Source organism: Brevundimonas sp. (genome assembly GCF_041648115.1).
In the GTDB taxonomy this organism is placed as follows: Bacteria; Pseudomonadota; Alphaproteobacteria; order Caulobacterales; family Caulobacteraceae; genus Brevundimonas.
The window spans coordinates 41,372-54,674 of record NZ_JBAZPR010000008.1; the positions used below are offsets into that span (position 1 = coordinate 41,372).

Consider the following 13,303-nt stretch of genomic DNA (forward strand, 5'->3'; position numbering starts at 1 on the left):
GCTTAGCCAGCGGGAATGGAGTTGGCGAACGAGGCGCTGGACGCCGGGGCCGCCTGGGTGACGGGCGCCTGCGAAGCATCGGCCGCGACCGGCTGGATCTGACCGTTCTTGGGCGTGACCTTCGAACCCGGCTGAGCCGCGCGTTGCAGGCCGGCGATGATGACGCGGTCGGTCGGGGCCAGGCCCGAACGCACGACGCGCAGGCCCTGTACGATCGGGCCGAGCTGGACCGCCTTGTTCGTCACGGTGCCGTCGGCGTTGACCACGGCGACGGTGCGGCGGGCCTGATCGGTGCCGATGGCCGAGTCCGGCACCAGCAAGGCGTCATACGAACCGGCGCCGGCGACCTGGGCGCTGCCGAACATGCCGGGGCGCAAGAAGCCGTCGGCGTTGGGCAGAATGGCGCGCAGGCGGATGACGCCCGAGTTCGTGTCCACGGCGTTGTCGGAGAAGTCGAGACGGCCGCTGTGCTTGTAGGTGCTCTCGTCCTGCAGACGGACGTTGACGGTCGCGCCCTGATTTGCGCCGCCTTCACGCAGATACTTCAGCAGGACAGCTTCGGAGCCGTCGAAGACGAAGTGGATCGGGCCGCCCGAGATGATGGTGGTCAGCACGTCCCCGGCCGACGAACCGCCGGCGATGACATTGCCCGGATCGACGCGACGGTCGGACACGCGGCCCGAGGTCGGCGCAGTGACGCGGGTATATTCAAGGTTCAGACGCGCCGTGCGCACGGCCGCGTTGGCGGCGGCCAGATTGGCCTGGGCCGCGTCTACTGCGGCCTTGTTGGAATCATACTCGGCCTTGGACACCGCCTGCGAGGCCAGCAGGGTCTCGCTGCGGGCCAGGTTGGCGCGGCTCAACGTGACCTGAGACTGCATCTGGGTCACCTGGGCCTGGGCCTGGGCCAATGCAGCCTGCGCCGGACGAGGGTCCAGGGTGAACAGCAGCTGGCCGCGCTGGACCATCTGACCGTCGCGGAAATGGACCGCCTGAATAAAACCGCCGACGCGGGCCCTCACCTGCACGTTCTCGATCGCTTCGAAGCGGCCCGTGAATTCGTCCCAGTCGCGCACCTTCTGCTGCAACGGCGTCGCCACCGTCACCGGTGGCGCGCCTTGCGCCGGAGCTTCCGCCTTGGGGGAACAACCATAAAGCGCACCCGTCGCCATGACGGATACAGCCGCAATCTTCAGCCCGCGCATCTGCGCATTCTCCCTGTCGGAGGTAAATCCCAGTCGTGCGGACAGAGGCCGATGGGGAGTCGGCCTTGTCAACGCGTGGTGACTTAATGATCGGGGCCATGCCGCTTGTCAACAGGCGTTGACAAAGCCATATGTGATCTACGGTTATTCACCTGTGGAGTGTCATCACCTTGTTATGTCCCGGCCCACGCCCGAGGAACGCCGCCGCGACCCGCACGGCCATTCTCGATGCTGCGCGTGAGAGATTCGCGGCGGACAGTTACGACGACGTGGGCATGCGCGACATCGCGCGGGACGTCGGCGTCGATGCGGCGCTGATCAGCCGCTACTTCGGATCCAAGGACGACCTGTTCCTGGCCGCGCTGGACAGCTGCGGCGACGGCAGCGCCCTGATGTCAGGCGAGAAGGGTGATTTCGGCCGGCGCGTGGCCCACGAGATCGTCTTCGAACCCAAGAAGGCCGAGAAGCTGAAGGGCATGTCGATCATGCTGCGCTCCATCGGTTCGGCCAAGGCGTCGGAGATGGTCCAGACCACCTGCGCCCAGCGCTTCTTCGGGCCGCTGGAAGAATGGCTCGCCGGACCGGACGCCACGGTTCGCGCACGGGTGCTGGCCGGCTTACTGATGGGCATGTCCGTCAGCCGCGAGCTGGGCGGCGGCAGTTTCGATCTGGAACCCGCCGAGTGCGAGCGGATGCGCGACCGGCTGGCGCCGATCCTTCAGGCCCTGATCGACGGCTGATCACACCCCGGAATGCAAAAGGGCGCGGAGGGAAACCTCCGCGCCCTTTGTCATGTCCAGCGACCGGTCTCAGTGCGAGGCGGTCGAGGTCACCTCGGCCCGCGCCTTGGTGCGGATGCAGGCGATGGCGAAGACGGTCAGGCCGACATAGCCCAGCATCGGCACGATGAAGGCCGGTTGCAGCCGGCCCGCCGCATCGGCGATGTGCGCCGCGACCTGGGGCAGAAGGGCGCCGCCGATGATGCCGAAGACCAGCAGACCCGAGGTCGCCGAGGTCGGGGCGGTGGACCGCTCCAGCGTCAGGGTGAAGATGGTCGGGAACATGATCGAGTTGAACAAGCCGATCGACAGCACGGCGTATGCCGCCGTCGGGCCGCCGATCTGGCTGACGATCAGGCACAGGATCCCCGCCGCCACGGTGCAGCAGACCAGGACGATGCCGGGACGAACCTTGGTCAGGACGGCCGAACCGATGAACCGGCCGACCATGGCGCCGCCCCAGTACAGCGCGACCATCTTGCCCGCGGTCTCGATGGGGGCGTTCAGGATGTCGGGGCTTTCCAGGAAGTTGGTCAGCATGCCGCCGATGGCGACTTCGGAACCGACGTAGAGGAAGATGGCCAGGGCGCCGAAGATGGCCCAGGGCGAGGACAGCGCCTTCAGCGGCGAAACAGCGTTGGTCGTGGCGGGGGCGGCGGCGTTGATCTTCTTGCGCGCCGTGAAGATGAAGACGGCGACCAGGGCGAAGAAGGATCCCATGCCCAGGAAGGCCATGTCGATGCTGCGCAGCGACTGGGTGCGCGTGGCGACGGTGACGACCGCGCCGGCGGCGAAGACGCCCCCCGTCAGCAGGACGTGCGACCCCAGCCACGGGCCGATCGTCGTGCCCAGCGAGTTGAAGGCCTGCGACAGGTTCAGGCGGCTGGACGCGCCCTTGGGGCTGCCCAGTTCGGCGACCAGCGGATTGGCCGCGACCTGCAACAGGGTCACACCCGAGGCGATGACGAACAGGGCGATCAGCACGCCCGGATACCAGTCGGCGGCCGTCGCGGCCGGCACGATCAGACAGCCCGCGACCATGACGATCAGGGCGCCGATGATCGAACGGCTGTAACCCAGCTTGCTCAGCACCGAGGCGGCCGGCAGCGACATCAGCCCATAGGCGATGAACCAGGCGAAGGTCGTCAGGAAGGCCTCGGCGTTGTTCAGGTCAAACACCCGCTTCACCGCCGCGATCAGCGGATCGATCAGCGAGGTGGCGAAGCCCCAGGCGAAGAACAGCGTAGTGACATAGGCGAAGGCCAGGCCCGCGCCCTGGCGTTTTCCGGTGTCCGGAACGGTCATGGATGTGATCCCCCAGTGAAACAGAACGGCCGCGCTGTGCTCGCACGGTTCTCGTCTCGCTTGGTTCCGACATCGCGCGACAGGCGTCCAGCCGAAAAGCGTCGTCTGTAACGAAACTTTCCCAGGGACCGTCGGCGCCGCAGGCAAAGAAAAGGGCCGCCTCGCGGACGCGGCGGCCCAAGTTTGCTCAGAAGAGGGGGAGATCAGAACTTGTAGTTCATCCCGACCGCGAAGGTCCGGCCATAGCTCTGATAATCGATGGTCTGGCGCTCATCGCCGTTCTGGAAGGTCTTGAACGGTTCGTCGGTCAGGTTGTTGACCTGGGCCAGGATGGACAGACCCTCCAGAGGACCGGCCTGGAACTGATATCCGATCTGGGCGTCGACGACGGTTTCCGCCGCCACCGAACGCAGGGTGCGGCCGTTGCCGAAACCGGCGACCTCGCCCAGATAGTCCGAGCGGTGACGGGCCGAGATGCGCGACTGGAAGCCGTAGCGCTCATAATAGAGCGTGCCGTTGATCACGTTCTCCGACAGGCCCGGCAGGGCCGTCGGGGCCTGGGTCGGATCGGGCTGGACCTCGCTGTCCGTCGTCGAGGCGCTGAACTGGGCGCCGAAGCCTTCCAGCGCCGGATGGAAGATGTCGAACGGCGCCGAGATCGAGAACTCCAGCCCCTTGATCCAGCCGCCTTCGCCGTTGTCGGGGGCGCCCACCAGACCTTGACGCAGGGCCGGCTCGGGGTTGGTCGGCGAGATCGTGCCGATCGGATAGCCGGTGAAATCGACGATCTGGTTGCGGTTATAAACGTAGCTTTCCAGGTTCTTGTAGAAGGCCGCCAGCGAGACATAGCCCTTGCGGTTGGCGAAATACTTCTCGAACGACAAATCCACGACGTCGGCGATGAACGGCCGCAGTTCGGGATTGCCGCCCCCGCCGCCCCATGGCGACTGGTTGATGTCGGTCGATTGAGCCAGACCGGCGTTATAGCTGAAGTTACGCGAGGCGCGCATGTCGTCCATGCGCGGACGGGCCAAAGTGCGTGAGGCCGCAAAGCGCGCAAACATGTCGTCGCCGACCTGCAGGATGAAGTTCGAGCTGGGCAGGATTTCCAGATACTCGGCGCCGCCATTGACGGCGATGGTTTCGGACACGCCCGGCCCGACCTGACGCGCCGAGAAGCCTTGGCTCTGCTGATTCGTGTAAACGAACTGCATGCCGACATTGCCGGTCAGCGGCATGCCGAACACGTTGTGGTCGATGTTGGCGCGGATGTAGCTGGTCGAGACCTTCTCCGTCACCTCCCAGTTGCCCGCCGTGACATCGGCGTTCGGGTTGCGAATGCGGTTCAAGGCGCCGCTGTTGACCAGACCGAGCGCGTCATAGCTCAGCACGGCGCTGATGCCGAGATAGCCCAGATCGGTCGGAGCCAGCAGGAAGGCGCCCGGCACCGTCAGGTCGCCCCCGCCGGGGACGCCGAGATAGAACTGATCGTTGACGAAGCTCTTCTGACGTTCGGTGTAGTTGAAGCCGAAGTCGATCGACTTGAACGGGCTCTGGTGCAGTTCGCGCGTGGCGCTGAGGCGAACGGCCTTGATCTCGTCCTCGATGGACGGTGTGTTCATATAGCCGGCCTGGCCGCCGGTGATCACGTCTGAGCCCCAACCCTGCGGGCTGGTGATGCGGATCAGCGCAGGGTCGGCATAGTTCAACTGGCTGGTGAAACGGGTGACGCCGTCGTCGGTCAGTTGGAAGCCAAGCGTGTCCAGCGCGCCGTTGATGTTGCGGCCGGTGCCGGCGTTGGTTTCCAGGATGATGTCGTTGCGTTCGACCTTGGAGTAGCTGAGGTCCAGGGTCGCCGACCAGTCGTCGTTCAGGACGAACTCGGTGTTCCAGCCCAGGGCCGTAATGTTGCTTTCACGCTTGTTCAGGTCGTTGCGGACGACGCCCTTGATGTTGTCCCACGTACCGGCGACGATCAGGCCGTCGTCGACCGTATAGCCGGGACGCAGCGACGGCCCCGGACGGCAGACGGCTGAGGGCACGTTCACGGTGCAGTCACCGGACGAACCGCCCCAGGCCAGCGGGAACTCGATGCCGCGCAGGACCTGGGTGTTCTTGAACTCGGAATAGAAGGCGTCGATCGTGGAGTGAATGCGGTCGTTCGGGCGCCATTCCAGCACGCCCATATAGCCGCTGCGCTCCAACTCCGACGACATCACATAGGGCTTTACGCCGCCGGTCAGCAGATTGCCGTCGGTGTAGTTCGGATAGCCCCAGGCGTTGAACCTTTCCGACTGATAGGGCGAGTTCATGCGGGCGTAGCCCAGGGCCACGCCCAGGGTGCCGTCCAGGAACTGGTCGATGTAGGAGACGGTGTAGCGGTCGCCCTTGTCGGTCGTGCCCGAGTTCAGGGCGCCGATGTCGTTCCACTCGCGGCGATAGTTCAGCGCCAGGGCCTGACGGCCATAGGCCAGCGGGCGCACAGTGCGCAGGTCGACGGTGCCGCCCAGGCCCTGGCCGATCAGCGATGAATCGGGGGTCTTGTAGACGACGACGCTCGACAGCAGTTCGGCGGGGAACTGGTCGAACTCGACGCCGCGGTTGTCGCCGGTGGTGACCAGCTCGCGCCCGTTCAGCAGGGCGGTGGTGAAGTCGGGACCCAGGCCCCGGATCGAGATCGCCTGGCTGCGGCCGTCCAGGCGCTGCATCGTCACGCCGGGCAGGCGCGCCAGGGATTCGGCGATGGAGACGTCCGGCAGCTTGCCGATGTCTTCCGACGAGATGACCTCGACGATCGAGGTGTTGTTGGCCTTGGCGTTGATCGACGCCTCGATGGAGCGACGGATGCCGGTGACGACGATCTCGCCCACCTCGGTCGCCTGATCGTCGGCCTGAGCCGTCGGAGCGGCGGTTTGAGCGTGGGCGGAACCGACCGCCATCAGGGCGGCGGCGCCGAAGGCGACGCTGGACAGCAGGCGCGCGCGCCGGTTGAGACGTTGGAACATGATCATCCTCCCTGGGGCTGATCGCGATTCTGAACGTCGCGATCTGAAGCCGTCGCAAAAATATGCAAATCTTTGGCAAGGTTGCAAGCAGTTAATGTAACCGCCCGATTTCGGCCCTCCCCCGGCGTCGCTCCAAGCCCCTACACACCGGAAAAACAGCAATGAACGGCGACGCTTGCGCTGCGTTGCAGCAAATTAAACCCGCGTTGACAGGCCCGGCCATTGCTGCAAAATCTTGCAAATCGATCTGGAAGGCTTTGCATTTTCCAGACGGCAGGGAGCGAGCGTCATGAGGAAGAGGACCGCCGTCCGAAACGGACTGCACGCCATGGCGGCCGCAGCGAGCCTGCTGATCGCCTCCAACGCCAGCGCCGACAGCCTCGCCGACCTGCGCCAGCGCCTGCCCCAGGACGAGGTGATCTATTTCCTGCTGCCGGACCGGTTCGCCAATGGCGATCCGTCGAATGATCACGGCGGCTATCTAGCCGAGCGGCTGAAGAGCGGTTTCGACCCGGCCGACACGGATTTCTATCACGGCGGCGACCTGGCGGGCGTGACCCAGCGGCTGGACTATATCCAGGGCCTGGGCGCGACGGCGGTCTGGCTGGCGCCCGTCTTCAAGAACAAGCCGGTCCAGTCGGATGGGAACTATACCGGCGCGGCCCACCACGGCTACTGGATCACCGACTTCACCACCGTCGATCCGCACTTCGGCGACGAGGCGTCGATGCGCGCCCTGGTCGAGGCGGCCCATGCGCGCGGGATGAAGGTCTATCTGGACATTGTCGCCAACCACACCGCCGACGTGATCCAATATCGCGAATGCCCGGAAGGCCGCTGCGCCTATCGCAGTCGCGCCGACTATCCCTACACGCGTCGCGGCGGCGGCGGCGGCGCGCCGATCAACGACGGCTTCGACGGTCGCGACTTCTCGCGCCTGACCGGGCCCGACTACGCCTATACGCCATACGTCCCGGCGGGCGAGGAGAACGCCAAGGTTCCGGCCTGGCTGAACGACCCGATCCACTATCATAACCGGGGCGAGAGCACCTTCGCGGGCGAGAGCTCGCTGGACGGGGACTTCGCGGGTCTGGACGACCTGCTGACCGAAGATCCGGTCGTGATCCAGGGCATGATCGACGTCTTCGGCGGCTGGATCGACAAATACGGCATCGACGGCTTCCGCATCGACACCGCCCGCCACGTGAACCCCGCGTTCTGGCAGGCCTTCATCCCCGCCATGATCGCCCGCGCCGAGGCCAAGGGCATTCCCAACTTCCACATCTTCGGCGAGGTCTATGATCCCGACCCGGCCGTGACGGCGCGGTTCACCCGGGTCGACGGCTATCCGGCCGTGCTCGACTTCCCGTTCCAGAAACAGGCGGTGGATGCAGCGTCCGGCAAGGTCGGGACCGACGCCCTGGCCAAGCTGTTCGACGCCGATACGATCTATGACAAGGGCGCCGACACGGCCGCCATCCTGCCGACCTTCCTGGGCAACCACGACATGGGCCGGGTCGGCTTCTTCTTGAAACAAGCCAATCTGAACGCGAGCGACGCCGAGCTGCAGTCGCGCATCGCCCTGGCCCACGCCCTGATGATGTTCAGCCGGGGCGTGCCGACCCTGTATTACGGCGACGAACAGGGCTTCGCCGGCGCGGGCGGATACGGAAACTCGCGCCAGGACATGTGGCCCAGCCAGACCCCGGTCTATGCGAACGAGACGCCCGTCGGCGGCCGACAGCCCGCCTATTCCACCGACGCGCCCCTGTATCGCGCCATCTCCGAAATGGCCCGCATCCGCGCCGCCGAACCGGCGCTGCGACGCGGCCGTCAGGTGGTGCGCGCCTATGGCGACAAGCCGGGCCTGTTCGCCATTTCGCGCATCGGCCAGGACGGGGGCGAGGGCGGGGGTGAAATCCTGATCCTGTTCAACACCTCCACCACGCCCGTCGCCGCCCAGGTCGAGGTGGAGCCCGGCTCGCTTCGGTGGCAGGGTCTGCGTGGTGATTGCGCCGTCCAATCCTCGGCGCCCGCCAGTGTCGCCGTCCGCGTCCCTCCCCTCGATTACCTCGTCTGCAAGAGCGTCCCGTGACCGCCCAGCCTCTCGATCTTTCCACGGCTGACGCCGCCCCTGCCCTCGCTCACGACTGGTGGCGGGGGGCGGTCCTGTACCAGATCTATCCACGCAGTTTCGCCGACTCGAACGACGACGGCGTCGGCGACCTTAAGGGCATCACCGAGCATCTGGATCACGTCGCCTCGCTGGGAGTGGACGGGATCTGGCTGTCGCCCTTCTTCACGTCGCCGATGAAGGACTTCGGCTACGACGTGTCGGACTATTGCGACGTCGATACGATCTTCGGCACGCTGGCCGACTTCGACGCCCTGATCGCGCGCGCTCATGGCCTGGGCCTGAAGGTCGTCATCGATCAGGTGTTCTCCCACACCTCGGACGAACACCCCTGGTTCATCGACAGCCGCGCCAGCCGAAACGGCGAACACGCCGACTGGTACGTCTGGGCCGACGCCAAGCCGGACGGTTCGCCGCCGTCGAACTGGCAGTCGGTGTTCGGCGGCCCGGCCTGGACCTGGGACGCGCGGCGCGGCCAGTATTACATGCACAACTTCCTGGCCTCCCAGCCTCAGCTGAACGTCAGGAACCCGGCGGTGCAGGACGCCCTGATCGCGGCGGCGCGGTTCTGGCTGGACAAGGGGGTGGACGGCTTCCGCCTGGACGCCATCAACTTCGCCATCCACGACCCCAGCCTGCGCGACAACCCGCCCATCGCGGACGGCAAGAAGCGCACGCGGCCGTTCGATTTCCAGGACAAGATCTACAACCAGTCCCACCCCGACATCATCGGCTTCCTGAACCGCGTCCGCGCCCTGACTGACAGCTATGAGGGCCGGTTCACAGTGGCGGAGGTGGGCGGCGACCATGCCGATCGCGAGATGAAGGCGTTCACCGCCGGGAACGACCGGCTGCATTCCGCCTACGGCTTCCTCTACCTCTATGCCGATGCGCTGAAGCCCGAACTGATCGGCATGGGCGACAGCATGTGGCCGGACCAGCAGGGTGAAGGCTGGCCCTCCTGGACCTTCTCGAACCACGACGCGCCGCGCGCCGTCTCGCGCTGGGCCGAGGGCCGCGACGAGAAGGCCTTCGCCCAGATGGCCCTGCTGCTGCTGATGTGCCTGCGCGGCAATGTCTTCGTCTATCAGGGCGAGGAACTGGGCCTGCCCCAGGCCCAGGTGCCGTTCGAGCGACTGGTCGATCCCGAGGCCATCGCCAACTGGCCCCTGACCCTGGGCCGCGACGGCGCCCGCACCCCGATCCCCTGGGTGGCGTCGGCGCCCAACGCCGGCTTCTCGACGATCGAGCCCTGGCTGCCGGTCGATCCGCGCCATCTGACGCTGGCCGTCGATGCTGAGGAGGCCGATCCGACCTCGACCCTGCATGTCGCCCGCCGTGTCATCGCCCTGCGCAAGGCCCATCCGGCGCTGCGCCTGGGCGGTCTTGAACTTGTCGAGGCGCCCCAGGGTCTGGTGGTCTTCCACCGCTTCGAACGCGTTGACGGCGGTGAACGCCTGTTGTGCGTCTTCAACCTGGGCCACGCTCCCATCGACTGGTCGCCGCCTGCGGGTGCGCGTCGCCTTGAGGCCATCAACTGGACCGAGGCGGACGGACAGACCCTGTCGCCCCTCGCCGGCCTGTTGTTTTCGGTCTGAGGATGGGGTCAGCCGCCGCAGGTCTCGCGCACGATCAGCTCGGTGGGCACCCGCTCCGACCGGCCGGCGCCGACGTCGGCGCCGCCGTGGTCCAGCAGTTTGGACACCATCAGCCGGCCGGCCTTCATCGTGTCCTGGGCGATGGTGGACAGGGCCGGGCGCGAGTAGCGGCTGAACGGCACATTGTCGAAACCGATAACCGAAACCTGGCCCGGCACGTCGATACCGGCGTGCAGCAGGGCGCGCACGGCGCCCAGGGCGATCTGGTCGGAGGCGGCCACCACCCCGTCGAAGGCGACGCCGCGTCGGATCAGGGCGTCCACCGTGGACTCGGCCGACTCGACCTCGAAATGGGCCGATACGATCAGGTCCGGCTCGACCGCCAATCCGGCCTGGGCCAGGGCGTCCAGATAGCCGCGGTGCCGCTGCATCGACTCGGGCGGATCCAGATCGCCCAGGAAGACGATGCGCTTTCGACCCAGCCGCGCCAGATGAAGCGTCGCACGCCGTCCGCCCGAGATATTGTCCGAGCCGATCGAGCAATAGTCCTGATCCGGCAGTTCGGCGCCCCAGACGACGAAACGATGGTCGGCGTCCACCAGTCGGTTGAAGGCCGAGTGCAGGCTGGATTGCCCCAGGAAGATCACCCCGTCCGCACGACTGGTGTTCAGCGCGCCCGACAGCTCGTCATAGTTGGCGGGCGAGATATGGCTCATCAGCAAATCACAGCCACGCTCGCGCGCCGCCTCGCCCACCCCGGCCAGCAGTTCCAGGAAGAAGGGATCGCTGAGGCGCCCTTCGCGGCCCTGCGGGCGCGGCACGACAAGGGCGATGGTGCCCTGGGCGCCGATGGGGCCCGCGGGCATGTGGCGGCGGAACGGATAGTCGTGCTCCTTGGCCAGCTTCCAGATCGTCTGTTTGGTGCGGTCGTTGACGGCGGGGCTGTCGTTCAGCGCGCGCGAGGCGGTGGCGATGGACACCCCCGCCAAGCGGGCGATGTCTTCCAGACGGGTTGTCTTGCGGCTCAAGGTCGCGGGTCCTCACGACAGCGTTTCGACGCTGCAAATTTTTCTGCAAATATTTCAGCCACCGTTCGCGGCGGTTGGCAAGAGGCGGCGTAACGGAGTTCCCATGATGCAGCGCAGATCCTTCCTGGCCCTCGGCGGCGTTTCGATCCTGGCCTTCGGCGCCACCGGCGTTCGTGCCCAGACCACGCCGACCCACGCCCGCGCGTCGTCGCCGGGTGGGGTGCTGACGGTCGAGGCCTTCACCGACAACGACGGCCGGCCGATGTATTCGGTCCTGCGCCAGGGCCGGGTCGTGGTGGCGCCGTCCAAGCTGGGCTTCCTGCTGACCGACGCCCCCGCCATCGAGCGCGGTCTGGCCCTGACTGCCGGTCAGCCGGTCACGATCGACGACACCTGGGAGCAGCCCTGGGGCGAGCGCCAGTTCATCCGCAACCACTACAACGAATGGCGCGTCGCCTATGCCGAGACCGGCGGCCTGCAACGCCACGTGGACGTGGTCTTCCGCCTGTATGACGACGGCCTGGGCTTCCGCTACGAGTTCCCGGACCAGCCCGCGCTGAAGACCGTCCGCATCGGGTCGGAGCTGACCGAGTTCAACCTGGCCGAAAACGGCGAGGCCCTGTGGTGCCCAGCCTGGGAATGGAACCGCGAGGAATACCTCTACAGCCGCACGCCCATCGATGCGGTCGGCAGCGCCCAGACCCCGATGACGGTCAAGGGCCAGTCGGGCCTGCATGTCTCGATCCATGAGGCCGCCTGCATCGACTACGCCGGCATGAACCTGCGTCGCTCCGAGGGCACGAACTTCCGCGCCCAGCTGACGCCTGGCCTGACCAACGCCGCCGTGGTGCGCGCGGCGCCGTTCAACACCCCGTGGCGCACGCTGCAGATCAGCGACACCGCCGCTGGCCTGATCGACTCCAGCCTGATCCTGAATCTGAACGAGCCCAACAAGCTGGGCGACGTGTCGTGGTTCAAGCCGATGAAATACGTCGGCGTCTGGTGGGAGATGCACCTTGAGCTGAAGAGATGGAACTCCGGCCCCAAGCACGGCGCCACCACCGAGAATACGATCAAGCACATCGACTTTGCGGCCCAGAACGGCTTCGGCGGCGTCCTGGTCGAGGGCTGGAACAAGGGCTGGGACGGCCAGTGGTTCGCCAACGGTTCGGACTTCAGCTTCACCGAGGCCTACCCCGATTTCGACATCGAGGCGGTCTGCGCCCACGCCCGGTCCAAGGGCGTGCAACTGATCGGCCACCACGAAACCGGCGGCAACGCCTTCCATTATGAGCAGCAGCTCGAACCGGCCATGGCGCTGTATGAACGTCTCGGCGTCCATTCGGTGAAGACCGGCTATGTGGCGGATGCGCAGGGCGCGCGCGTCGCCGGACCGGACGGACAGATGGTCATGGCCTGGCACGAGAGCCAGGCGATGGCCCAGCACCATATGAAGGTCGTCGAGGCCGGCGCCCGCCACAAGGTGGCGATCAACGCCCACGAGCCGTTCAAGGATACGGGCCTGCGCCGCACCTATCCCAACATCATCAGCCGCGAAGGCCAGCGCGGCATGGAATATTCGGCCTGGGGCAACCCTGGCAATCCGCCCGAGCACGAGCCGAACCTGGTCTTCACCCGCCTGCTGGCCGGGCCGATGGACTACACCCCCGGCATCTTCGGCATGGAGACGCGCAGCCCCGGCGGCGTGCAGACGACCTGGGCGAAACAGCTGGCGCTGTATGTCGTCATCTACAGCCCGATCCAGATGGCGGCGGACCTGCTGGTCAACTATGAGGCCAATCCGGGACCGTTCCAGTTCATCAAGGACGTGCCGGTCGACTGGAGCGAAAGCCGCACGCTGGACGCCGCCATGGGCGACTATGTGGTGACGATCAGGAAGCAACGCGGCACGGACGTCTGGGCCCTGGGCGCCGTCACCGACGAGCACCCGCGTGTCCTGACCGCGCCGCTCGACTTTCTGGACGCCGGCCGCCGCTACCGGGCCGAGATCTACCGCGACGGTCCCGACGCCGACTATCGCGGCAAGCGCGAGGACATCGTCATCGAGCAGCGCGAGGTGACTTCTGCGGACGTGCTGACCCTCGCGCTCGCCCCCGGCGGCGGCCAGGCCATCCGCTTCGTGCCGCTAGGCCGGAGCCGTCGTCAATGAGCATCGCCACTAATGTCCTTCTCCCCTCGGGGGAGAAGGTGGCTCGCGGAGCGAGACGGATGAGGGGGCTGGTTCAGCA

General features: G+C 66.4%; 8 protein-coding genes. 4 read left to right on the forward strand and 4 right to left on the reverse strand.

All coding sequences use genetic code 11. The features are described 5' to 3' along the window. Positions 1–2 precede the first annotated feature (2 nt). The gene (locus tag WC597_RS08685; protein WP_372692956.1) at positions 3–1,205 is read right to left on the reverse strand and encodes an efflux RND transporter periplasmic adaptor subunit; all 1,203 of its coding nucleotides are present in this window, start codon (positions 1,203–1,205) and stop codon (positions 3–5) included. 170 nt (positions 1,206–1,375) lie between these two features. Here WC597_RS08685 and WC597_RS08690 point away from each other — a divergent pair, with 170 nt between their 5' ends. After that, the gene (locus WC597_RS08690) at positions 1,376–1,945 is read left to right on the forward strand and encodes a TetR family transcriptional regulator (RefSeq protein ID WP_372692957.1); all 570 of its coding nucleotides are present in this window, start codon (positions 1,376–1,378) and stop codon (positions 1,943–1,945) included. Positions 1,946–2,014: 69 nt separating this feature from the next. On the opposite strand, the gene WC597_RS08695 is transcribed toward WC597_RS08690, so the two are convergent. Together WC597_RS08695 and WC597_RS08700 are read right to left on the reverse strand one after the other, a co-directional pair. After that, positions 2,015–3,289, reverse strand: coding sequence for a sugar MFS transporter (locus tag WC597_RS08695; protein ID WP_372692958.1), 1,275 nt, complete (start codon positions 3,287–3,289; stop codon positions 2,015–2,017). Positions 3,290–3,492: 203 nt separating this feature from the next. Then, a complete protein-coding gene (locus WC597_RS08700) occupies positions 3,493–6,294 on the reverse strand; it encodes a TonB-dependent receptor (RefSeq protein ID WP_372692959.1) in 2,802 nt (933 codons plus the stop codon). Positions 6,295–6,583: 289 nt separating this feature from the next. Between WC597_RS08700 and WC597_RS08705 the strand changes: the two genes are divergently transcribed. Together WC597_RS08705 and WC597_RS08710 are read left to right on the forward strand one after the other, a co-directional pair. Continuing rightward, positions 6,584–8,389 (forward strand): alpha-amylase family glycosyl hydrolase, encoded by a 1,806-nt coding sequence (locus WC597_RS08705; protein ID WP_372692960.1) that lies wholly within the window; start codon positions 6,584–6,586, stop codon positions 8,387–8,389. Then, complete coding sequence (locus WC597_RS08710) at positions 8,386–10,026, forward strand: alpha-amylase family glycosyl hydrolase (protein ID WP_372692961.1); 1,641 nt, start codon at positions 8,386–8,388, stop codon at positions 10,024–10,026. Before WC597_RS08705 ends, WC597_RS08710 begins: the two co-directional genes overlap by 4 nt. An 8-nt stretch (positions 10,027–10,034) precedes the next feature. On the opposite strand, the gene WC597_RS08715 is transcribed toward WC597_RS08710, so the two are convergent. Beyond that, positions 10,035–11,054 (reverse strand): LacI family DNA-binding transcriptional regulator, encoded by a 1,020-nt coding sequence (locus WC597_RS08715; RefSeq protein WP_372692962.1) that lies wholly within the window; start codon positions 11,052–11,054, stop codon positions 10,035–10,037. Between the two features lie 103 nt (positions 11,055–11,157). On the opposite strand from WC597_RS08715, the gene WC597_RS08720 reads away from it, so the two are divergent. After that, on the forward strand, positions 11,158–13,224 hold the full coding sequence (locus WC597_RS08720) for a glycoside hydrolase family 97 protein (RefSeq protein ID WP_372692963.1): 2,067 nt from the start codon (positions 11,158–11,160) through the stop codon (positions 13,222–13,224). Positions 13,225–13,303: the final 79 nt, after the last annotated feature.

Excerpts from the sequence above, each read along its gene's own strand:
- WC597_RS08695 (WP_372692958.1), bottom strand. The coding sequence starts at position 3,289 with ATGACCGTTCCGGACACCGGAAAACGCCAGGGCGCGGGCCTGGCCTTC.
- WC597_RS08700 (WP_372692959.1), bottom strand. The coding sequence starts at position 6,294 with ATGTTCCAACGTCTCAACCGGCGCGCGCGCCTGCTGTCCAGCGTCGCC.
- WC597_RS08705 (WP_372692960.1), top strand. The coding sequence starts at position 6,584 with ATGAGGAAGAGGACCGCCGTCCGAAACGGACTGCACGCCATGGCGGCC.
- WC597_RS08720 (WP_372692963.1), top strand. The coding sequence starts at position 11,158 with ATGATGCAGCGCAGATCCTTCCTGGCCCTCGGCGGCGTTTCGATCCTG.
- WC597_RS08685 (WP_372692956.1), bottom strand. The coding sequence starts at position 1,205 with ATGCGCGGGCTGAAGATTGCGGCTGTATCCGTCATGGCGACGGGTGCG.